General features: G+C 61.0%; 21 protein-coding genes. 9 read left to right on the plus strand and 12 right to left on the minus strand.

Annotated features, from left to right (window positions below; genetic code table 11):
• Nucleotides 1–2: 2 nt before the first annotated feature.
• Complete coding sequence (ftrA, locus tag ACA070_RS11620) at nucleotides 3–977, minus strand: transcriptional regulator FtrA (RefSeq protein WP_497451228.1); 975 nt, start codon at nucleotides 975–977, stop codon at nucleotides 3–5.
• A gap of 102 nt (nucleotides 978–1,079) precedes the next feature.
• Between ftrA and ACA070_RS11625 the strand changes: the two genes are divergently transcribed.
• Nucleotides 1,080–1,514, plus strand: a complete 435-nt coding sequence (locus ACA070_RS11625) for a rhodanese-like domain-containing protein (RefSeq protein ID WP_497451229.1) — start codon at nucleotides 1,080–1,082, stop codon at nucleotides 1,512–1,514.
• A 156-nt stretch (nucleotides 1,515–1,670) separates the two neighbouring features.
• Here ACA070_RS11625 and ACA070_RS11630 read toward each other — a convergent pair whose 3' ends face one another.
• Nucleotides 1,671–2,315 (minus strand): type 1 glutamine amidotransferase, encoded by a 645-nt coding sequence (locus tag ACA070_RS11630; RefSeq protein ID WP_497451230.1) that lies wholly within the window; start codon nucleotides 2,313–2,315, stop codon nucleotides 1,671–1,673.
• Between the two features lie 246 nt (nucleotides 2,316–2,561).
• Between ACA070_RS11630 and ACA070_RS11635 the strand changes: the two genes are divergently transcribed.
• The 3 genes from ACA070_RS11635 to ACA070_RS11645 all read left to right on the plus strand — a co-directional run bounded on the left by ACA070_RS11635 (nucleotide 2,562) and on the right by ACA070_RS11645 (nucleotide 5,569).
• Complete coding sequence (locus ACA070_RS11635; protein ID WP_497451231.1) at nucleotides 2,562–3,341, plus strand: ABC transporter substrate-binding protein; 780 nt, start codon at nucleotides 2,562–2,564, stop codon at nucleotides 3,339–3,341.
• A 204-nt stretch (nucleotides 3,342–3,545) separates the two neighbouring features.
• A complete protein-coding gene (locus ACA070_RS11640; protein WP_497451232.1) occupies nucleotides 3,546–4,658 on the plus strand; it encodes a succinylglutamate desuccinylase/aspartoacylase family protein in 1,113 nt (370 codons plus the stop codon).
• A 194-nt stretch (nucleotides 4,659–4,852) separates the two neighbouring features.
• The gene (locus ACA070_RS11645; RefSeq protein ID WP_497451233.1) at nucleotides 4,853–5,569 is read left to right on the plus strand and encodes an alpha/beta hydrolase; all 717 of its coding nucleotides are present in this window, start codon (nucleotides 4,853–4,855) and stop codon (nucleotides 5,567–5,569) included.
• A 3-nt stretch (nucleotides 5,570–5,572) separates the two neighbouring features.
• Here ACA070_RS11645 and ACA070_RS11650 read toward each other — a convergent pair whose 3' ends face one another.
• The 4 genes from ACA070_RS11650 to ACA070_RS11665 all read right to left on the minus strand — a co-directional run bounded on the left by ACA070_RS11650 (nucleotide 5,573) and on the right by ACA070_RS11665 (nucleotide 8,960).
• Nucleotides 5,573–6,160 carry a DcrB/PsbP domain-containing protein gene (locus ACA070_RS11650; protein WP_497451234.1) on the minus strand — a complete coding sequence of 196 codons (588 nt, stop codon included), beginning with the start codon at nucleotides 6,158–6,160 and terminating at the stop codon, nucleotides 5,573–5,575.
• 269 nt (nucleotides 6,161–6,429) lie between these two features.
• The gene (locus ACA070_RS11655) at nucleotides 6,430–7,104 is read right to left on the minus strand and encodes a glutathione S-transferase family protein (RefSeq protein WP_497451235.1); all 675 of its coding nucleotides are present in this window, start codon (nucleotides 7,102–7,104) and stop codon (nucleotides 6,430–6,432) included.
• A gap of 81 nt (nucleotides 7,105–7,185) precedes the next feature.
• Entirely contained in the window at nucleotides 7,186–8,109 is a 924-nt protein-coding gene (gene yddG / locus ACA070_RS11660; RefSeq protein ID WP_497451236.1) for an aromatic amino acid exporter YddG, read from the minus strand.
• A gap of 56 nt (nucleotides 8,110–8,165) precedes the next feature.
• Nucleotides 8,166–8,960, minus strand: a complete 795-nt coding sequence (locus ACA070_RS11665) for a hypothetical protein (RefSeq protein ID WP_497451237.1) — start codon at nucleotides 8,958–8,960, stop codon at nucleotides 8,166–8,168.
• A gap of 163 nt (nucleotides 8,961–9,123) precedes the next feature.
• Between ACA070_RS11665 and ACA070_RS11670 the strand changes: the two genes are divergently transcribed.
• The 3 genes from ACA070_RS11670 (at nucleotide 9,124) to ACA070_RS11680 (ending at nucleotide 11,589) form a co-directional block, all read left to right on the plus strand.
• On the plus strand, nucleotides 9,124–9,657 hold the full coding sequence (locus ACA070_RS11670; RefSeq protein WP_497451238.1) for a chalcone isomerase family protein: 534 nt from the start codon (nucleotides 9,124–9,126) through the stop codon (nucleotides 9,655–9,657).
• 10 nt (nucleotides 9,658–9,667) lie between these two features.
• Nucleotides 9,668–10,192, plus strand: coding sequence for a DUF3833 domain-containing protein (locus ACA070_RS11675; RefSeq protein ID WP_497451239.1), 525 nt, complete (start codon nucleotides 9,668–9,670; stop codon nucleotides 10,190–10,192).
• Between the two features lie 77 nt (nucleotides 10,193–10,269).
• Nucleotides 10,270–11,589, plus strand: a complete 1,320-nt coding sequence (locus tag ACA070_RS11680) for an Nramp family divalent metal transporter (protein WP_497451240.1) — start codon at nucleotides 10,270–10,272, stop codon at nucleotides 11,587–11,589.
• A 101-nt stretch (nucleotides 11,590–11,690) separates the two neighbouring features.
• On the opposite strand, the gene ACA070_RS11685 is transcribed toward ACA070_RS11680, so the two are convergent.
• Nucleotides 11,691–12,584: a LysR family transcriptional regulator gene (locus tag ACA070_RS11685; RefSeq protein ID WP_497451241.1), complete on the minus strand. Its 894-nt coding sequence runs from the start codon at nucleotides 12,582–12,584 to the stop codon at nucleotides 11,691–11,693.
• Between the two features lie 112 nt (nucleotides 12,585–12,696).
• Between ACA070_RS11685 and ACA070_RS11690 the strand changes: the two genes are divergently transcribed.
• Nucleotides 12,697–13,299: an NADPH-dependent F420 reductase gene (locus tag ACA070_RS11690; protein WP_497451242.1), complete on the plus strand. Its 603-nt coding sequence runs from the start codon at nucleotides 12,697–12,699 to the stop codon at nucleotides 13,297–13,299.
• A 271-nt stretch (nucleotides 13,300–13,570) separates the two neighbouring features.
• Here the strand turns inward: ACA070_RS11690 and ACA070_RS11695 are convergent, their stop codons facing one another.
• The 3 genes from ACA070_RS11695 to ACA070_RS11705 are packed head-to-tail and all read right to left on the minus strand — an operon-like array spanning nucleotide 13,571 to nucleotide 16,161.
• Entirely contained in the window at nucleotides 13,571–14,752 is a 1,182-nt protein-coding gene (locus ACA070_RS11695) for an acetyl-CoA C-acetyltransferase (protein WP_497451243.1), read from the minus strand.
• Between the two features lie 11 nt (nucleotides 14,753–14,763).
• On the minus strand, nucleotides 14,764–15,429 hold the full coding sequence (locus ACA070_RS11700) for a CoA transferase subunit B (RefSeq protein ID WP_010455523.1): 666 nt from the start codon (nucleotides 15,427–15,429) through the stop codon (nucleotides 14,764–14,766).
• 33 nt (nucleotides 15,430–15,462) lie between these two features.
• Nucleotides 15,463–16,161 carry a CoA transferase subunit A gene (locus tag ACA070_RS11705; protein WP_131063187.1) on the minus strand — a complete coding sequence of 233 codons (699 nt, stop codon included), beginning with the start codon at nucleotides 16,159–16,161 and terminating at the stop codon, nucleotides 15,463–15,465.
• Between the two features lie 285 nt (nucleotides 16,162–16,446).
• Here ACA070_RS11705 and ACA070_RS11710 point away from each other — a divergent pair, with 285 nt between their 5' ends.
• Entirely contained in the window at nucleotides 16,447–17,349 is a 903-nt protein-coding gene (locus ACA070_RS11710) for a LysR family transcriptional regulator (RefSeq protein ID WP_497451244.1), read from the plus strand.
• 122 nt (nucleotides 17,350–17,471) lie between these two features.
• Here the strand turns inward: ACA070_RS11710 and ACA070_RS11715 are convergent, their stop codons facing one another.
• Both ACA070_RS11715 and ACA070_RS11720 read right to left on the minus strand, forming a co-directional pair.
• On the minus strand, nucleotides 17,472–18,314 hold the full coding sequence (locus ACA070_RS11715) for an NAD-dependent protein deacetylase (protein WP_497451245.1): 843 nt from the start codon (nucleotides 18,312–18,314) through the stop codon (nucleotides 17,472–17,474).
• A gap of 212 nt (nucleotides 18,315–18,526) precedes the next feature.
• Nucleotides 18,527–19,573, minus strand: a complete 1,047-nt coding sequence (locus ACA070_RS11720; protein ID WP_497451246.1) for a class I SAM-dependent methyltransferase — start codon at nucleotides 19,571–19,573, stop codon at nucleotides 18,527–18,529.
• Nucleotides 19,574–19,639 lie beyond the last annotated feature (66 nt).

Consider the following 19,639-nt stretch of genomic DNA (forward strand, 5'->3'; position numbering starts at 1 on the left):
CCTCAGATTATTGCTTTGACCTCGCGCCCAAACCGCTCCCGATACACCGAAGGCGGCACACCCACCACCCCTCGAAACGCCACCCGAAAACTCTCCACCGAGCGATAACCACACTGGTCGGCAATCTGGTCGGTGTTCTGATTAGTGCTCTCCAGCAACTCCCTCGCCCGCGCCAGCCGCTCATGCTGCAACCACGCCTTGGGCGGCATGCCAGTGGCTTCGGTAAACCGGCGCAGGAACGTCCGTTCACTCATCGCCGCCTCACTCGCCAGTTCGCGAACCTCCAGCGGTTCGTGCAAGCGCTCCCGTGCCCACTGCATGACGCGGGACAAATCGCTGCGCGGCGTTGGACTGACGGGCGTAGGAATAAACTGCGCCTGTCCGCCGGTGCGTTGCGGCGACATCACCAGGCGCCGCGCCACCGAATTGGCCACTTGGGTGCCGAAATCCCGCGCCACCAGGTGCAGGCACGCGTCGATACCTGCCGCACTGCCGGCCGAGGTGATCAACTGACCGGAATCGACGTAGAGCACGTCCGGGTCCACCAGAATATTCGGAAAACGGTCGGCCAACTCAGCGGTGTAGCGCCAATGCGTGGTGGCGCCGTGACCGTCCAGCAGGCCGGTCGCCGCCAGCACAAACACGCCGGAGCAGATCGACAGCAACCGCGCACCCCGCGCATGGGCCTGGCGCAGGGCGGCGAGCAAGTGTTCCGGCACCGGCGCGCTGCGGTCGCGCCAACCGGGAATGATGATGGTGCGGGCGTCTTCGAGCAGTTCCATGCCGCCATCGGCCAGGACCTGAATACCACCCATGGCGCGCATCAGGCCCTGATCCACCGCCACGATACGATGCTCATACCAAGGGAATTGGAACTCCGGCCGCGCCAGGCCAAAGATCTCCACGGCAATGCCGAATTCGAAGGTACAGAGGCCGTCGTAGGCCAGAATCGCGACCAATCCAGGGTTAGGCTGCATTTGGCGGAAAGTTCCCGGTGAGTGTCTTGTGCGCCACTGTAGCCTCAAGTGGTGGGCGGATAAAGTCTTCTCACACCCACTCAAGACTTTGGAGTACAGCCCATGACCAGCCTTGTCCGCGCCATTCCCGCAGCCCCTTCGGCCATCGCCCTGATGCACTTCAGCAACCGTTTGACTTATGAAACCGATTGCTCCGACGTGTACGGCAGCCAACAGGCCGGCGATGTGGATTTTGTTCTGGTGGACGTGCGCGGACCGTTGGCGTTCGAACGCGGGCATGTGCCGGGTGCGATCAACATTCCGGGACGCCTGCTCACCGCCGAGGGCCTGGCGGACTACCCGACCTCCACCTTGTTCGTGGTCTATTGCGCCGGGCCACACTGTAACGGTGTGCACAAGGCGGCGGTGAAACTGGCGGCGCTGGGTTACCCGGTGAAGGAGATGATCGGCGGCGTGACCGGGTGGCTGGATGAGGGGTTGGCGTTGAGTGTTGCGGTGCATCGGTCAGCCACCACCGTCATTGGATGTGAATGCTGACGTTCGGACAACACTGAACAATTGTGGCGAGGGAGCTTGCTCCCGCTGGAGTGCGCAGCGCTCCCAAAATCTTCGACAGTTGCCGATATTCTGGGGTTGCTGCGCAACCCAACGGGAGCAAGCTCCCTCGCCACAGAAACCCATCAACCCTGAAGTTCAGCGAATGTTCGAGGACGCCGCCCACCACCCATCCAGCTCCGCCTGCAACCATTCATTCACAGCTGCATAGGCGGCGCTGTCCTGTTGCCCCCGAGGCAGCGGTGATTCCTCGGCGAAGTGCTCATTAAGCATCGCCACCGACGCCGCATTCCACTCCGGATGAAACTGCAATCCCACCCGCGTCGGTCCCACGCGGTACATCTGCTGTTCACATTGAGCACTGCTGGCCAGCAACTGCGCATCGGGCGGCAAGTCGATCGCGTCTTCGTGCCACTCCAGCACCTTCAGCGTCTGACCATCGACGAACGTCACGGTGGTCCAGCCGGTTTCGGTTCGATCCATCCGCCGCACTTTCCCACCCAGACTCAGCGCAAGCAACTGCGCCCCCAGGCAAATCGCAAACACCGCCGCGCCCTGATCCAGGCTTGCCTCCAGCCACTGCCGTTCCGCTTCCAGCCACGCTGGCCCGGCACTGGATTCATAAGGCCCACCCAACACAATCACAGGCGCCGCACTCACCGGCGGTAACTGGCCGAGGTCGGCGCGAAAGACGTTCAGCGTCACCCCTCGGGACGCTGCCCAACCGGCAATGGCGCCAGGACCTTCGGCGGGGTGGTGCTGGATCAGATTCAAAGTCGGCATCGGTACTCTCTTGTAGTTTTTGCGTGTAGGTTTTGTCTGAAAAAAGGGCGTGTCCTACAGTCCTTGCACCGCCTTGGCGCACGCTTCAAGGGCTTTGAATTAGCGGGCCACTTTTTTATAAGTATTTGTCGCTTAAACACAATCTGCTCGCTGAAAGCCGCTCTAGACTGCCGGCCACTTCGATCGTCACCGACCGAAAGTCATTCGAAAGCTGCCAATAAAAGTCTCCGCACACAGGAGTTATAAATGAAGAAGCTAGTGATGTTTGGTGCCCTGGCACTGTCGATGTTGTCCCTGACCGCTGTGGCCGATGACGCCAAGCCGATCCGCATCGGCATCGAAGCCGGTTACCCGCCATTCTCGATGAAAACCCCTGATGGCAAACTCACCGGTTTCGACGTCGATATCGGCGACGCGCTGTGCGAGCAGATGAAAGTGAAGTGCACCTGGGTCGAGCAAGAGTTCGACGGCCTGATCCCGGCACTGAAAGTGAAGAAAATCGACGCGATCCTGTCGTCCATGACCATCACTGACGATCGCAAAAAGAACGTCGATTTCACCATCAAGTACTACCACACCCCGGCGCGCTTCGTGATGAAGGCCGGCACCGACATCAAGGATCCGCTGACCGAACTCAAAGGCAAGAAAGTCGGTGTGCTGCGCGCCAGTACCCACGACCGCTTCGCCACTGAAGTGCTGGTGCCGGCCGGTATCGAGCTGGTTCGCTACGGCTCCCAGCAGGAAGCCAACCTGGACATGGTCTCTGGCCGCGTTGACGCGCTGCTGGCCGACTCGGTCAACCTGGACGACGGTTTCCTGAAAACCGACGCCGGTAAAGGTTTCGCTTTCGTCGGCCCGACCTACGAAGACGCCAAGTACTTCGGCGGCGGCGCCGGTATTGCTGTGCGCAAGGGCGATGCCGAGCTGGCAGACAAATTCAACACCGCCATCACCGAAATCCGCGCCAACGGCAAGTACAAGCAAGTGCAAGACAAGTACTTCGACTTTGACGTTTACGGCCAGTAATCACGCCGTGCAAAAAAGTGGCAACCGTTGACGCGGTTGCCACTTTTTTTATGCGCGCTCTCTGTTGAAATGAGATCCCTTGTAGGAGTGAGCCTGCTCGCGATAGCGATTTTTCAGTGGAAAATTTGCTGTCTGACACACCGCCATCGCGAGCAGGCTCGCTCCCACAGGTGATTTTCGCCGCTCAGACATTCAGGAGTTCCCATGCAACGCATCGACCATCCTCTGCCCTGGAGCCACCTGGGCACCGAACGCACCCTCAGCGTGTTTCGTTATGGCGCCGGCACCCGCAAGGTCTACATCCAGGCCAGCCTGCACGCTGACGAATTGCCCGGCATGCGCACGGCATGGGAGCTGAAGCAGCGCCTGGCCGAACTCGAAACCCAGGGCCAGTTGCAGGGCGTGATCGAACTGGTGCCGGTGGCCAATCCGATCGGCCTTGACCAGCACCTGCAAGGCAGCCACATGGGTCGCTTCGAACTGGGCAGCGGCAAGAACTTCAACCGCTCCTTCGTCGAACTGAGCGCCCCGGTGGCCGAGTTGATTGGCGACCGGTTGGGTAATGATGCGCAGGCCAACATCGCGCTGATTCGCCAGACCATGGGCAGGGTCCTCGACGACTTGCCAGCGCCGGCCTCGCAGCTGGAAGCCATGCACCGCTTGCTGTTGCGCCACGCATGCGAGGCCGACATCACCCTGGATCTGCATTGCGATTTCGACGCGGCAATTCATCTGTATGCCTTGCCGCAACACTGGCCGCAGTGGCAGTCCCTGGCGGCGCGCCTGAAGGCCGGAGTGGCTTTGCTGTGTGAAGATTCCGGCGGCAGTTCATTCGATGAATCCTGTTCGTCGCCGTGGTTGCGCCTGGCACGGGCCTATCCCGAGGCGGCGATTCCGCCGTCCAACCTGGCGACCACGCTGGAACTGGGCAGCATGGGTGACACCCGGGTCGATCAGGCCCAAGCCAATTGCGAAGCGATTCTGGGGTTCCTCGCCGAGCAGGGTTTCATCAATGGCACCTGGCCTGCAGCCCCGAGCGAGTGCTGCGAAGGCATGCCGTTCGAGGGCACCGAATACCTGTTCGCGCCGCATCATGGGGTGGTGAGTTTTCTGCGCGACTCGGGTGAGTGGGTGGAGAAGGGCGATGCGCTGTTTGAGGTGGTTGATCCGCTGAGCGATCGCGTGACCACCGTGCGCGCCGGGACCAGCGGGGTGTTGTTTGCGATTGATCGCGGGCGATACACGCAGCCGGGAACATGGCAGGCGAAAGTGGCGGGGCGAGAGCCGATTCGGGTGGGGAAACTGATTAACGATTAACTGCGAAGTCTTCGGCACTTTACATGGCCTCATCGCGAGCAGGCTCACTCCCACAGGGGAATGCATTCCAAATGTGGGAGCGAGCCGGCTCCGGGCGGCGTTCCGACGATGGCGGCATCAGCAGCACCGAATAGGCCCCGGCAGCTTCGTGGTGTTAGGCTCCCCCGAATCCTGCGCTCCATGAAGGAAGGTTTATGTTGAAGTTTCTCGCTCTGCTGACGCTGCTGTCCTGCGCTACCGTCCACGCTGAAACCCCGCTGCACACCGATCTGCCGCTCAAGTACCTGGAGCAGGCCAACCCCGAATCCCGCAACCAGCCCTTGGTGATTTTCCTCCACGGTTACGGCAGTAACGAGGGGGACCTGTTCGGCATCAAGGATGAGCTGCCGGCGCAATACAACTTCCTGTCCGTGCGTGCGCCGAAGACGATGGAAGAGGGCAGCTACCAGTGGTTTCGTCAGAAAGGCCAGGGCGCCTACAACGGTGAAACCGATGATCTGAAGGCCAGCGGCCAGGTGCTGCTGGAGTTCATCGCACAGGCAGCGAAGAAATATCACACTGAACCCGACAAGGTGTTCCTGGTCGGTTTCAGCCAGGGCGCGATCATGTCCTACGAGGTGGCGCTGCGTCATCCGGAAGCGGTGGGCGGGATTGCGGCGCTGAGCGGGCGGATTCTGCCGGTGCTGAGGTCAGAACTCAAACCGGATGAAAAACGCCAGAAGCTGGCGATCTTCATCGGTCATGGCACGGCAGACAAACGCTTGCCCTACATCGACGGCACCGAGGCCGACAGCCTGTTGCAGAGCCTGTCACTCAAGCCTGAATTTCACGCCTATCCTGGCGTCGGCCACAGCATCAGTACCACCGAAATGCAGGATCTGAGCGCTTGGTTGCAGCGCCTCAATCCGTAAGTCTTATTTGCCGGTGACGATCTGTTTGACCAGCGTCTCGTGGCCGCCATTGTCGCTGAGGCGGGAAATCACCTGAACGATCGCCATGCGCGTGTTGGACGCGGCCATCACTGTGGTGTCGAGGGTTTTACCGCCGCCCTGGGTGGCGGTGCTGTCGATCTGCCGCAGGCCCAGGCCGGTGCCTTTCTGGGTCAGGCTTTTTTCGCTGAGCTTGGTGAAGTCCGGCAGCGCCTTGGCTTGTTCGGTGGCGAAGTCGGCTGCGGCCGAGTCGAGGAACGGACCGTCGTTGTCCTTGACGTTGGCGCCACCGGGGATGGTGTTTTCAGCGGCGATCACCACGGTTTTGGTGGCCTCATTGGTGTACATGGTGCCCGTGGCCCCGGCGGTGCCGGTGGCCGCGTCGCCGGCGGGCAACGGGTTGGCGATGAAGCCTTTGGGCAGGGTGAACTTGAACTTGCCGCCGAGCATCGAGACGACTTGTGCAGGCGCTTTGTCGCTGGCAGTGGCCTTGGCGGCATAGGCATTGAAGGCCCCCAGGCTGGCGGCCGCCGTCAGTAACAGGACAACGGCTTTTTTACTCAACAATGACATTCGGAAACTCCAGGGATGATCGCGCATTCGCCGCAATCATCCCATGGAATACGATTTGTAGCAGCTCCCGCACACCGCCCTGTAGCAGCTGCCGAGCAGCGCGAGGCTGCGTTCGGCTGCGAAGCAGTCGTAAATCCTGAATGCACGGTATTACTGAAACTGCGCGGTGCCTGATTTCACGACTGCTTCGCAGCCGAACGCAGCCTCGCGCTGCTCGGCAGCTGCTACAAGAGTGCGGCGCGACGGGTTGTTTTTATCGCGCCCAGAAACTACTGCGCCTGATTCTGCGGAAACAGATTGCGGCGGGTTTCTTCGTCGAATTCGGCCTTCAACACCAGTTTCTCTTTCAAACCCTGCGCACGTTGGGCGGCCGGACGGCCGCTGATTTCATCGAACAGACGCTTGACGTTCGGGTAGGCCGCCAAACCGTTCTCGCCGAGGATGTAATGCGCGTAGCTGGCCCAGCCCCACAGCGCCATGTCGGCGATGCTGTAGGTGTCGCCGGCCAGGTATTGATGATCGGCCAGGCGCTGATCGAGCACGCGGTAGTGGCGTTCGACTTCCTTGAGGTAGCGGTTTTTCGCGTAGGGCAGGTCTTCCGGTGCGTGGTGCAGGAAATGCACGGCCTGGCCCGAGAACGGCGACAGGCCGGTGGCGATGAACATCAGCCATGACAGGAGCTCGGCCTGGCCGGCGACAGAGGTTGGCAGGAAGCGCTGATGCGTTTGCGCCAGGTGCAGCAGGATGGCCTGGGAGTCGAACACCGTGGCATCACCGTCGATCAGGGCCGGAACCTTGGCGTTCGGGTTGATCGCCAGAAAGGCTGGTAAATGTTGCTCGCCCTTGAAGGTATCAACGCCGATCAATTCGTAGGGCGTCTGCAGTTCTTCAAGCAGCAGGGCAACTTTCATCGGGTTCGGCGAAGGGTGGAAAAAGAACTTCATGGTGTAGGCCTCAGTCAGTGGGTTAGGAACTGAGGCTGATGGTGGGGCAAACCCGTTCGATTGACGTACGAGGTTTTTGCTCTACTCGTTCGAAACGATCGAACGTGTTGTGGGGGCCTTTTCGCTTGCTCGTGATGTAGCGATCACCGCCCCGGCAATAATCAACACCGCGGGGACGATCAGGATCGGACCGGCATGGCTACGTCCCACGCCGATCAGCAATAACGTCGAAATCAGCGGCGCCAGGTAGGAAAGCGCCCCCAGTGTCGCCAGACTGCCGTGTTTGGTGGCGTGGTCCCAGGCCAGAAATGCCATCCCGACCGGCCCGAGGCCGAGCACCACAATCGCTGTCCATTGGCCGGGATCAGGCAGCACCGTGGTTTCAAAGGCCAGGTGACAGATCAGGCCGGACACGGCCGACATACCGCAGATCCCTCCGATGATGCTGCTGGGCACGTTGCTGAAGCGTCGGTTAATCACCGAATAACCAGCCCAGATCAGCGCACAGCCGAAGGCCGCGAGATAACCGGCGATAGGCATCGATGCGCCAGCCTCCGGGCCGTGTTGTTGCATGATAAACGCCGTGCCGGCCAGCCCCAGCAGCGCGCCAAGCATTTGCCGTTTGTGCAGCTTTTCCCCGGCCGAAAGCGCCGAGAGCAGCACCAGCAACAGTGGCCAAAGGTAGTTGATCAGGCTGGCCTCGGCTGCCGGGGCGACTTTAAGCGCGAAAAAATACAACGCGTGATAAACGAAAATGCCCACGAACCCGGTCGCCCAAACGGCCCAGGGCTGTCGCCAGCTTCTGAAGCCGGCGATCCCGCGTCGACCCAGAATCACCAGGCTCGCCACAAATGCGATGCCGAAGCTCAGCGTCAGCAGTTCAAAGGGTGGAATGCCTTCGGTGAGGGTGGTCAACAGCGCCAGGCAGGACCAGAGAAATATCGCGATCACACCCACGGCGGTGGCTGAGTGGGGGGTACGGACGAGGGACGTTGTGAGGCTCATGTCTGTTCCTTCAGCACGTAGCGGGCGACATCCTGGCCCTCTGGATGTGAAGAAGCTTAGCGTTTGATCGCTGATCGTCCAGCCGCGGTCGTCGGGTTGACCGGTCGCGCCAGCAAGCGCCTGGTGATTCCCAGCATCCCCACGGACACCGCAACCCCCAGCGCAAACGCGCTCATGCCCATCTCGGGCAACGCCAGCGCCAACACCAGGCAAAACGCTGCGAACGAATACATCCCGGTCGCCGTCGCCCGCAGCAGCGCGGCCGTAAAGGCCGGGCCGCGGGTTTGCTGGGAAAACACCGCCATTACGCTGCCGAGCACCGGGAACACTGCGAGCAGGCCGCTCCAGCCTTCGCCGACGGTGCTGGCGAGTAATGTCACGGCGAGGGTGAGCAGGGCGCCGGCAATCATGCGCAGCAGCAGTTTGTCGGACTTCGGTGCCGGGCCTGCGACGATGGGTCGCACGCTGGGGAACAGGTATGGCGCCGCCAGCAGTGCGGTGGCAGCCGCGATCACCGAGAACGCCAGCGAGGGCGGAATCAGTGACAGCACCACCGCCACGGTCGCCCAGACCAGCAGTGAAATCGTCAACGCCCATGGCCATCCTGCCCGTTGAGCGACCTGGGCGTAGGTTACGCAGAAGGCAATCATCGCGAACATCGCCGACAACGCCGCCGTCGCTGACTGCGCGGCAAACACTTCGCCTTGCTCGATGGCGAGGAAGAACAGAATCGGCCCGACCACCACCGGCAACCCCGACAGCCAACCGGCCACACTCGGGCCCCAGCGTTTGCCCGCAAGGGAAATCAGCAACAGAAAACCAGGAATCACCAGCAGTTTGAGGATCAACACGCACGCGTCTCCGACCTGAGTGAGGCGCCAACGTTAGCACCGCGGACGTTGGATTGCTCTAGAAAATGATGGATTTTGTATACAAAGCTTTCGGCCAAATAATTGTACAAACAGATACTTTGCGTATAAGTTTTTAGCAGATGCCCACGGTGAAAAGAACGCGATGAACAGACCCCGATTTCGCCTGCACCACAGTGTGTTGTTGCTGGGATTGTTAGGCACCCAGGCCCTGGCCAATTGGCAGGAGGCATTGCCCGGCGCGCAGATCATCGGCGCCGGCGAGTTTCGGGTGTTTGGGTTTGATGTCTACAACGCCCGGCTCTGGAGTGCGGCACGGCCATTGGCGCTGGACCAGCCGTTTGCCCTGGAACTGATCTATCAACGCAGCATTTCCCGCGATGATCTGGTGCAGGCCAGTGTCGATGAAATCAAGCGATTGTCCGGCGCCTCGGTCAGCACCGAGCAGCTCGAGCGCTGGAAGGTGCAGATGCAACAGTCGTTCGTCGATGTAAAAGCCGGCACCCGCATTACTGGCATTTATTTGCCGGGACAGGGCGCGCGGTTCTTTGTCGGCCAGCAGCCGCAACACGACGTGAAAGACCCGCAATTCGCCCGGGCCTTTTTCGCTATCTGGCTCGACCCACGCACGCGTAATCCCGAGTTGCGCCAGCAGTTGCTGGGCAGCGCCAATCCTTGAGGTGCCTGACATGCTGAAGAAACTGCTGCTGGTGTTGTTCGTCTGCCTGGCCGGTTGCAGCGTTGATGTGCAGCGCTACAGCGAGCAAACCCCCAAGCTCGATCTGCCCGGGTTCTTCGTCGGGCGAGTGGATGGCTGGGGAATGTTCCAGAAACGCTCGGGCGAGGTGATCAAACGCTTTCATGTGCTGATCAACAGTCGAATGGACGGCCAGAATCTGATCATGCATGAAGCCTTTACCTACAGTGACGGCACGAAACAGACCCGCGTCTGGACGTTGTACCCTGACGGTCCAGGCCGTTGGCGCGGCACGGCCTGCGATGTGATCGGGGAATCCCGCGGTGAGGTGGCCGGCAACGCTTTGCATTGGCGCTATGAACTCAGCCTGCCGGTGGACGACAAGGTCTACCAGGTGCATTTCGACGACTGGATGTACTTGCTGGACGAAAACACCATGGCTAACCGCTCCGCCATGACCAAGTTCGGCGTTGAGTTAGGGCAGGTGACGTTGTTCTTCCGTCGACACGGCGCCTGATACCCGGGCATTTGCCCCTTGGGCGCACAGGCTGAAACGTCTAAGCTGCGCTTTTCCACCTGTCGACGGATGTGTGCGTGAAATTCAGTTTGCCTAAAGTCGGCACGGCGCCGTTCTGTCCTCCGGAAGTGGCCGGCAGCGTCGCCGTTGACCCGCGTGCGTCGTTCTTCAAACGGGTCCTGCGCTTTGCCGGCCCCGGTTTGCTGGTGTCCATCGGCTACATGGACCCGGGCAACTGGGCGACCGCCATCGAGGCGGGTTCGCGGTTTGGTTACAGCCTGTTGTTCGTGGTGCTGCTGGCGAGTCTGGCGGGGATGGTGGTGCAGTGTTTGTGTTCGCGCCTGGCCATCGCCACCGGGCGTGATCTGGCGCAACTGTCCCGGGAACGCTACAGCACGCGGACCGCGCGGACTCAATGGCTGCTGGCGGAAATCTCGATCATCGCCACCGACCTGGCGGAAGTGCTCGGCTGTGCGCTGGCCTTCCATCTGCTGCTGGGCTGTTCGCTGACCGTCGGTATCGCGCTGACTGCGTTTGACACGCTATTGGTGCTGGCCCTGCAAAACCGCGGTTTCCGCCGACTGGAAGCGATCATGCTGGTGCTGGTGAGCACCATCGGCGTGTGTTTCTTCGTCGAGTTGCTGCTGATCAAGCCGTACTGGCCGGACGTGGCCCGTGGTTTTACGCCATCCCTGTCCGTCCTTGGCGATGCCGCGCCGCTGTACCTGGCCATCGGCATTCTCGGGGCCACGGTGATGCCGCATAACCTGTACCTGCACACCTCGATCGTACAGACCCGAATGATCGGCAAGGACCTGGCCAGCAAGCAGGACGCGGTCAAACTGGCGCGGATCGATACCATCGGTTCGCTGGCGCTGGCGCTGCTGGTCAACGCGGCGATCCTGATCCTCGCCGCGGCGGCGTTTCACAAGAGCGGGCATACCGACGTGGTGGACATCCAGGACGCCTACCACTTGCTCGATCCGCTGGTGGGCGGCGCCTTGGCCAGCGTGTTGTTCGGGGTGGCTCTGCTGGCTTCGGGGCAGAGTTCGACGTTTACCGGGACCATCGCCGGGCAGGTGATCATGGAGGGCTATCTGAACCTGCGGCTTCCTTGCTGGCAACGGCGGCTGATTACCCGGGGGCTAGCGTTGATCCCGGCGTTTATCGGCGTCTGGCTGATGGGCGACAACGCGATTGGCAAGCTGCTGGTGTTAAGTCAGGTGGTGCTGAGTTTGCAGTTGCCGTTCGCGTTGTATCCGTTGATTCGCATGACCAACGATCACGCATTGATGGGGGCGTTTGTGAATCGCTGGCCGACTCGGGTACTGGCGTGGGGGTTGTTTGTGGTGATCAGCGGGGCGAATAGCTGGTTGATCTTCCAGTTTTTGGGGTGACCGCGCTGGCCTCATCGCGAGCAGGCTCGCTCCCACAGGTTTGATGTACGACACAAATCCACTGTGGGAGTGAGCCTGCTCGCGATGAACGATGACGCGGTTTACCTTTGAAATGCATCCACCACAAAATTAATAAACACCCGGGTCTTGGCCGGCATCAACGTCCGGCTCGGGTAGTACAACGAAATCGGCCCCGCGTCGGCATGCCAATCGGGCAGCAGGCGCACCAGTTCGCCGCGCTGGATATTCGCGGCCACGTCCGGCAATACCAGCAGCGACACGCCCAAACCGAGGATCGCCGCCGCACGCATGGCGGCCGGGTCGTTGAGGACGATGTTTTCGTTCAAAATCGCCTGCGCCTCATTGCCCGCACCATCCTGCATGACCCACTGCCGGATCCGTCCGGTGCGGGTGCCGCGCATCACGATGCCATGCAATCGGGCCAGGTCTGCCGGGTTGTCGGGCAGGCTGTGTTGCGCAAGGTAGCCCGGTGAAGCCACGGCCACGATGTGCGCCGCCGCCAATGTTCGAGAGATGACCCCGGGCGTTAACTCGAAACCGCCGCCAATGGCCGCGTCGTACCCCTCGGCAATCAGGTCCACCTGACGGTTTTCGAAGTGCCATTCCGGTTTGACCAGCGGGTATCGCTTGAGGAATTCCGGCAGCAACGGCAGCACATGACTGATGCCAAACGTCGGCGCCAGGCTGACTTTGAGCACCCCGGCAGGTTCACCTTGATCGCTGCTCACGGCGCTGATCGCCGACTGCAACGCCTGCAGATTACTGCCGATGCCCGCCAGAAAACGTTCGCCGGCTTCGGTCAGCGACAGGTGGCGGGTCGAGCGCTGGAACAGCCGCACACCGATATTTCGTTCCAGCATCGCCACGTTGCGGCTGACGGCGGCGGGAGTCAGCGCGAGCAAACGTGCCGCCGCAGAAAAGCTGCCGGTCTCGGCGCTGCGGACAAAAGACTCAAGGTTGGCGAGGGTTTCCATGGTTGACACCTGAAAGCAATGCTTGAAAATCATTCAGGGCATTACCGTCTAATCAAGCGCTAATGGCAAGCGCAGTATTCACGCCAACGACAACCCCTTGGAGTGAACAATCATGAACACCATTGGAATCATCGGCGCCGGCGCCATCGGCTCAGCCTTTGCCCGGGCGCTTTCACGCAAAGGCATTGAAGTTGTTATCGCCAACAGCCGTGGGCCAGAAACACTGGTTTCGCTGGTGGCAGACCTCGGGCCGACGGCACGCGCCGGCACCCGTGAAGAAGCGGCCGCACAGGCCATTGTGCTGGTGGCGGTCAATTGGTCGAAATTACCGACGGCATTGGCGGGCCTGCCGAATTTTGAAGGGCGGATTGTCATCGATGCCAACAATTCGATCGAGGCGCCGTCGTTCAAAGCCGTGGATTTGCAGGGGCGGATGTCCAGCGAAGTGTTTGCCAAATGGGTGCCGGGTGCGCGAGTGGTCAAGGCGTTCAATCATCTGGCGGCGCGGTTGCTGGAGAGCGATCCGGCAGCGGAGGGCGGGCAGCGGGTGCTGTTTGTCTCGGGTGATGACGCTGAGGCGAACGCTCAAGTGATCGGGTTGACCGAGCGATTGGGCTTCTGCGGGATTGATCTTGGAGAATTGAGTGTCGGCGCGCGACTGGCGCAGTTTCCGGGAGGGCCGTTGCCCACGCTGAACCTGGTGAAATTTGCCTGAAACCACGACCCGTAGCAGCTGCCGAGCAGCGCGAGGCTGCGTTCGGCTGCGCAGCAGTCGTGAAACCTGAGTACATGGTCTTTCTGATACACCGCATTGCCTGAGTTCACGACTGCTGCGCAGCCGAACGCAGGCTTCGCCAGCTGCTACACAGTAAGCGGCGCAGCAAAGATGTTTGAACTGTAGGACCCGGTGCGACATGAGTCACACACCGGGTGTTTTGCCAGACCGCGCGGTTCTTCGTGGGTCCCCGCGCAGTCTGTTGAACGCTTTACGCCCGCTCGATCGCCAGCGCTACACCCTGACCGCCACCGATGCACAAGGTGGCGAGGCCTTTCTTGGCGTCACGCTTGATCATTTCGTGCAGCAAGGTCACCAGCACCCGGCAGCCCGACGCACCGATCGGGTGACCGAGGGCGATGGCGCCGCCGTTGACGTTGACCTTGTTCAAGTCCCATTCCAGGTCCTTGGCCACCGCCAGGGATTGCGCGGCGAAGGCTTCGTTGGCTTCGATCAGGTCCAGTTGGTCGATGGACCAGCCGGCCTTGCTCAGGCAACGACGAGTCGCCGACACCGGGCCGATGCCCATGATCGCCGGGTCGACGCCCGCGTTGGCGTAGGCAGCGATTTTCGCCAGCACTGGCAGGCCCAGCGCCTTGGCTTTGTCGGCGCTCATCAGGATCACGGCGGCGGCGCCGTCATTCAGGGACGAAGCGTTACCGGCGGTCACCGAACCGTCCTTCTTGAAGGCCGGTTTCAACTTGCCCAGCGCTTCAGCGGTGGTGCCGGCGCGTGGCTGCTCATCGGTGGCGAAGGACAGTGGATCGCCCTTGCGCTGAGGAATCAGGATCGGTGTGATCTCATCGGCAAAACGCCCGGCTTCGATGGCGGCCGTGGCTTTCTGCTGCGAGGCCGCGGCGAAAGCGTCCTGTTGCTCGCGGGTCAGGCTGTACTTCTCCGCCAGGTTCTCGGCGGTGATGCCCATGTGGTAATCGTTGAACGCATCCCACAGGCCGTCGCTGATCATGGTGTCGACGATTTGTGCGTGACCCATGCGCAGACCGGTGCGCGCGCCGGGCATGACGTAGTTGGACAGGCTCATGTTTTCCTGTCCGCCGGCAATGATCACGTCGGCGTCGCCGCAGCGAATCGCCTGGGTGGCCAAGTGCAAGGCTTTCAAGCCCGAGCCGCAGACCTTGTTCAAGGTCATGGCCGGCACGGTAAACGGCAGGCCGGCCTTGATCGCCGACTGACGCGCAGGGTTCTGCCCGGCACCGGCGGTCAACACCTGGCCCATGATCACTTCATCGACTTCAGCAACGTCCAGGCCGGTTTGCGTCAGCAACTGACGGATTACCGCAGCGCCGAGGTCAACGGCGGAAACATTCGCCAGGGCACCCTGGAAACTGCCAATGGCAGTACGGGTGGCGGCGACAATGACGACTTCTTGCATGGAATGATTCCTCACTGGGCAGCGAACTGCATTTCCGGAACGTGATCCGGCACGATCAGTTTACCGGCGGTCTTGGCGACAATCTCTTCGACGCTGACGCCCGGCGCACGTTCTTTGAGAATGAACGCGCCGTTTTCGATTTCAAGATAAGCCAGGTCGGTCAGCACACGCTTGATGCACCCGGCGCCGGTCAGCGGCAGGCTGCATTTGGACAGGAGCTTGGACTCACCGTCCTTGGACGCGTGGGTCATGATGACGATGATGTTGTCTGCACCGGCCACCAGGTCCATCGCGCCGCCCATGCCCTTGACCAGCTTGCCGGGGATCATCCACGAGGCGATGTTGCCTTGCACGTCCACTTCAAAGGCACCGAGCACGGTCAGGTCGACATGACCGCCGCGGATCATCGCGAAGGACTCGGCCGAGGAAAAGATCGACGCACCGATGCGCGCGGTCACGGTTTGCTTGCCGGCGTTGATCATGTCGGCATCGATGGTTTCTTCAGTAGGAAAGGGGCCCATGCCGAGCAAGCCGTTTTCCGACTGCAGCATGACTTCCATGCCTTCAGGGATGTAGTTGGCGACGAGGGTCGGAATGCCGATGCCCAGGTTCACGTAAAAGCCGTCCTGCATTTCGCGGGCGACGCGTTGAGCCATTTGTTCGCGGGAAAGTGCCATTGTTGTTTTTCCTTCAGGTCCGGGGGCTGGGGATCACTTACGCACGGTGCGCTGTTCGATGCGCTTCTCGAACGTGCCGCAAATGACCCGGTCGACGTAGATGCCAGGGGTGTGGATCTGCGACGGGTCCAGCTCGCCGGGTTCGACGATTTCTTCGACTTCGACCACGGTGATCTTGCCGGCAGTGGCGGCCAGCGGGTTGAAGTTCTGGGCGGTGTGGCGATAGATCACGTTGCCGAAATGGTCGGCTTTCCAGCCTTTGACGATGGCGAAGTCACCGGTGATGGATTCTTCCATCAGGTACTGGCGACCATGGAACTCGCGCACTTCCTTGCCATCGGCAACGGGGGTGCCGACGCCGGTGGCGGTGAAGAAAGCGGGGATGCCGGCACCGCCTGCGCGCATTTTTTCAGCGAGGGTGCCTTGCGGGGTCAGGACGACTTCGATTTCGCCTTTGAGCAGTTGGTCTTCGAACAGTTTGTTCTCGCCAACGTAGGAGGCCACTACTTTTTTGATCTGCCGGTCTTCCAGCAGCACGCCGAGGCCGAAACCGTCGACGCCGCAATTGTTGGAAACCACGGTGAGGTCACGGGTGCCTTTGCGCTTGATCTCGGCGATCAGGTTTTCCGGGATCCCGCACAGGCCGAAGCCGCCGGCGATCACGGTCATGCCGTCTTCAAGACCTGCCAGAGCTTCCTCATAGGAACTCACGCGCTTGTCGAAACCTGCCATATGCACCTCTTTTATTCTTTGTGGGCGGCTGGCTAGCCGTAGTGGAAGTGAGTGTCGCGCTGACGTATTCATTTGTTAAGTTGATTTTTAAGGTTGATTGATAGATAAAACTCACCAATGTGAGGCCGTAGAAGCCTGTAGGAGCTGTCGAGTGAAACGAGGCTGCGATCTTTTGACTTTGATCTTTAAACAACAGGATCAAAAGATCGCAGCCTCGTTTCACTCGACAGCTCCTACAGAGGGTTTTTACGTTGAATTAATGTAGTTACCTTGGAGAGACCGCCCATGACAGTCAAGCAGATCCGCGCATTCCTGGCCGTGGCCCAGAGCCTGAGTTTCGCCGTGGCGTGCGAGCGGTTGCACTTGTCGCAATCGGCCTTGAGCCTGACCATCAAGGCCCTGGAAGAGGGGTTGGGCGGCCGGCTATTCACCCGCAACACGCGCAATGTGGCGTTGACGGCTGAAGGCGAGTCCCTGGTGCCATTGGCCCGCCGGCTGATTGCGGATTGGGACAACGCCGAGGATGAACTGCGCCAGCGTTTCACCCTGCAACGTGGACGCGTGACCCTGGCGGCGATGCCCTCATTTGCCGGCAACCTGCTGCCGCCGATCCTCAAAATCTTCCGCGCCCGCTATCCCAAGGTCAACGTCACGGTGAACGACGTGATCAACGAACAAGTGCTGGAAATGGTGCGTGACCGGCAGGTGGAACTGGGGGTCGCGTTTGAGCCGACGCAGAGTTCATCCCTGGAATTCACGCCGTTGTATAGGGACCGTTTTGTTGCCGTGGTGCCGGACGATTCTCCCTTTGCCGAACTGCAAGACATCGATTGGCAGACCTTGCTCAAGGAACCGTTCATTACCTTGCAGCGCCCATCGACGGTGCGGGTGATGCTGGAGGAACACTTGCAGGCCCGGGGGATGAAATTGCCGGTGGAGTTCGAGAGCCATCAACTGGCGACGGTCGGGCGAATGGTGGCCAGCGGGTTGGGGGTGAGCGCGGTGCCAGCATTGTGCGCCGGGCAGATGCGCGAGCTGGGCGCGCGGTGCATTACCTTGCGCGACCCGGTGGTGGAGCGGGCGATCGGGGTGCTGACCAAGCCTGGGGTGGAACTGTCGGCGGCGGCGCAGGCGTTGTTCGATATCCTCAAGGCCGAAAACCTCAGCGAGCGCGTTTCTATGCTCTGATCACAATCCCCTGTGGGAGCGAGCCTGCTCGCGATTGCGGTGTATCAGGCGACATCAATGTTGAAGGTGCTGGCCTCATCGCGAGCAGGCTCGCTCCCACAGGGATGTGGTTTCGTCAGTTTTTAAGTCGTCAGGCGTTGCGTCAGTAGGGGTAGAAGCTGTTCGCAGGAGGCTTCTATTTTCAGATCAAGAAGGTCATCCGCCCGAGTCTTGCCCAGATTGATCGCAATCAACGGTTTCCCCTGATCCGCGACCACCCGGCACAACCGAAATGCTGAATACGCCATCAGCGACGACCCCACCACCAACAACCCCGCAGCCTGTTCCACCGCAGCCATCGCCTTGGCCGCCGTTACCTGCGCGACATTCTCGCCAAAAAACACCACGTCCGGTTTCATCCGCTCCCCCGCGCAATGCGGACAATGCGGCACTTGGAACCGTGCCTCGAATGCCGCATCCAGCAACGTGTCGCCATCCGGCGCCTGCACCGCATCGACTCCGTCCAGATAGGGATTCTGCGCTTCCATCAATTGCTGAATCGAATCCCGCTCGCTGCGCTGCCCGCAGTCCAGGCACAACACCCGGTGCAGGCTGCCGTGGAGTTCGATCACATCATGGCTGCCGGCCTGGTCGTGCAGGGTGTCGACGTTCTGGGTGATTAGCCCGCTGATCTGCCGGGTGCTTTGCAAACTGGCCAAGGCTTCGTGGGCCGCGTTCGGCTGAGCCTGGCGCACGCGCGGCCAGCCGAGCATCGCCCGCGCCCAATAGCGTCGCCGTGATTCCGGGGCCGACAGAAACTCCTGATACATCATCGGTTGCCGACCACGCCGCACGCCCTGGTTGTCGCGGTAGTCCGGAATGCCCGACGGGGTGCTGATGCCGGCGCCGGTCAGCACCACAAACGGTTGATCGGCCATCAGCTGCTGGAGCCGATCGAGTTGTTCGCGGATGCGGCGGTCGAGCATGTTCAACACTCCGGTGGACCTTGAGTGTCTGCAGGGTAGCACTTGCTAACCTGCCCGAACGCAATCCACTCGATCCCCTGTAGGAGCTGTCGAGTGAAACGAGGCTGCGATCTTTTGATCTTGTTTTTTAAACATCAACGTCAAAAGATCGCAGCCTCGTTTCACTCGACAGCTGCTACAGGGGGCGTCAGTGAATATCCGTCAGCAGGTGCTTATTTTCGCGCCTCCAGAATCAGGTTGAACGGCGTTTCCGTGGCCCGCCGGAAACTCTTGAACCCCGCCTCGGTGAAGACCTTGCGCAACCGCGCCTCACCCGCCTGGGCGCCGAGCCCCAGGCCGACCTCCTGAGACAGCGAGTTCGGTGTGCAAATGAAGGTCGACGCGGCATAGAACAATCGCCCAACCGGGGTGACGTTGTCGTCGAGCGAGTCGTTGGCGAACGGTTCCACCAACAGCACCGTGCCGTCCGGTTTCAGTGCGTCATAAGCGTGTTTTGCCGCGCCCACCGGGTCGCCCATGTCGTGCAGGCAGTCGAAGTAGCAGACCAGGTCATAGTCGTCGCCGGGAAAGCTTTTTGCGGTGCCCTGGAAGAACCGCGCACGCCCGGAAACGCCACCTTCTTCGGCGCGCTGGGTGGCGACGGTGACGGAGGGTGCGTGGTAGTCGAAACCGACGAACCGCGAGTCCGGGAACGCCTGGGCCATGATCACCGTGGAGGCGCCATGTCCGCAGCCGATGTCGGCGACTTTGGCGCCCGCTTGCAGTTTGGCGACCACACCTTCCAGGGCCGGCAGCCACTCGGCGATCAGGTGCGCCTTGTAGCCGGGTCGGAAGAACCGCTCCGTGCCGCTGAACATGCACGGATGGTGATCGCCCCAGGCCAGGGCGCCGTTGCCGCGCATGGCGTTGACCAGTTTGTCCTTGTCATGGAAAAACGACGCGACCACCCCGACACCGCCCGCGATATAGACCGGTGAGTCTTCGATCGCCAGTGCCAGGGCTTGCTCTTCGGGCAGGCGGAACTGGCCGTCACGGTGTTCCATGTAACCGGAAGCGGCGTGGGCACTGAGCCATTCGCGCAGCAGGCGGGGGTTGCAGCCGGTTTTGTCGGCGAGTGTTTCAGGGGTGATCGGCTGACTGTCGGCCATGGCCCGGTAGAGGCCGAGCTCTTCGCCGAGGATGACATTGGCGAGCATCGCCGCGCCGCCCATGTCGTTCACCAGTTTGCCCATGAAATCATTGAGTCTGGCCTCGTCCATCACGTGTGCTCCTTCAACAGGATCACGGTCCAGAGGCCTTGTTTTTCGAGGCGTTCACCCCTGGGC

The sequence above is a fragment of the Pseudomonas sp. LBUM1678 genome, assembly GCF_059695575.1.

What these genes read in the sequence shown, in the direction of transcription:
- ftrA (WP_497451228.1), bottom strand. Translation starts at nt 977, where the DNA reads ATGCAGCCTAACCCTGGATTGGTCGCGATTCTGGCCTACGACGGCCTC.
- ACA070_RS11625 (WP_497451229.1), top strand. Translation starts at nt 1,080, where the DNA reads ATGACCAGCCTTGTCCGCGCCATTCCCGCAGCCCCTTCGGCCATCGCC.
- ACA070_RS11630 (WP_497451230.1), bottom strand. Translation starts at nt 2,315, where the DNA reads ATGCCGACTTTGAATCTGATCCAGCACCACCCCGCCGAAGGTCCTGGC.
- ACA070_RS11635 (WP_497451231.1), top strand. Translation starts at nt 2,562, where the DNA reads ATGAAGAAGCTAGTGATGTTTGGTGCCCTGGCACTGTCGATGTTGTCC.
- ACA070_RS11640 (WP_497451232.1), top strand. Translation starts at nt 3,546, where the DNA reads ATGCAACGCATCGACCATCCTCTGCCCTGGAGCCACCTGGGCACCGAA.
- ACA070_RS11645 (WP_497451233.1), top strand. Translation starts at nt 4,853, where the DNA reads ATGTTGAAGTTTCTCGCTCTGCTGACGCTGCTGTCCTGCGCTACCGTC.
- ACA070_RS11650 (WP_497451234.1), bottom strand. Translation starts at nt 6,160, where the DNA reads ATGTCATTGTTGAGTAAAAAAGCCGTTGTCCTGTTACTGACGGCGGCC.
- ACA070_RS11655 (WP_497451235.1), bottom strand. Translation starts at nt 7,104, where the DNA reads ATGAAGTTCTTTTTCCACCCTTCGCCGAACCCGATGAAAGTTGCCCTG.
- yddG (WP_497451236.1), bottom strand. Translation starts at nt 8,109, where the DNA reads ATGAGCCTCACAACGTCCCTCGTCCGTACCCCCCACTCAGCCACCGCC.
- ACA070_RS11670 (WP_497451238.1), top strand. Translation starts at nt 9,124, where the DNA reads ATGAACAGACCCCGATTTCGCCTGCACCACAGTGTGTTGTTGCTGGGA.
- ACA070_RS11675 (WP_497451239.1), top strand. Translation starts at nt 9,668, where the DNA reads ATGCTGAAGAAACTGCTGCTGGTGTTGTTCGTCTGCCTGGCCGGTTGC.
- ACA070_RS11685 (WP_497451241.1), bottom strand. Translation starts at nt 12,584, where the DNA reads ATGGAAACCCTCGCCAACCTTGAGTCTTTTGTCCGCAGCGCCGAGACC.
- ACA070_RS11690 (WP_497451242.1), top strand. Translation starts at nt 12,697, where the DNA reads ATGAACACCATTGGAATCATCGGCGCCGGCGCCATCGGCTCAGCCTTT.
- ACA070_RS11695 (WP_497451243.1), bottom strand. Translation starts at nt 14,752, where the DNA reads ATGCAAGAAGTCGTCATTGTCGCCGCCACCCGTACTGCCATTGGCAGT.
- ACA070_RS11700 (WP_010455523.1), bottom strand. Translation starts at nt 15,429, where the DNA reads ATGGCACTTTCCCGCGAACAAATGGCTCAACGCGTCGCCCGCGAAATG.
- ACA070_RS11705 (WP_131063187.1), bottom strand. Translation starts at nt 16,161, where the DNA reads ATGGCAGGTTTCGACAAGCGCGTGAGTTCCTATGAGGAAGCTCTGGCA.
- ACA070_RS11710 (WP_497451244.1), top strand. Translation starts at nt 16,447, where the DNA reads ATGACAGTCAAGCAGATCCGCGCATTCCTGGCCGTGGCCCAGAGCCTG.
- ACA070_RS11715 (WP_497451245.1), bottom strand. Translation starts at nt 18,314, where the DNA reads ATGCTCGACCGCCGCATCCGCGAACAACTCGATCGGCTCCAGCAGCTG.
- ACA070_RS11720 (WP_497451246.1), bottom strand. Translation starts at nt 19,573, where the DNA reads ATGGACGAGGCCAGACTCAATGATTTCATGGGCAAACTGGTGAACGAC.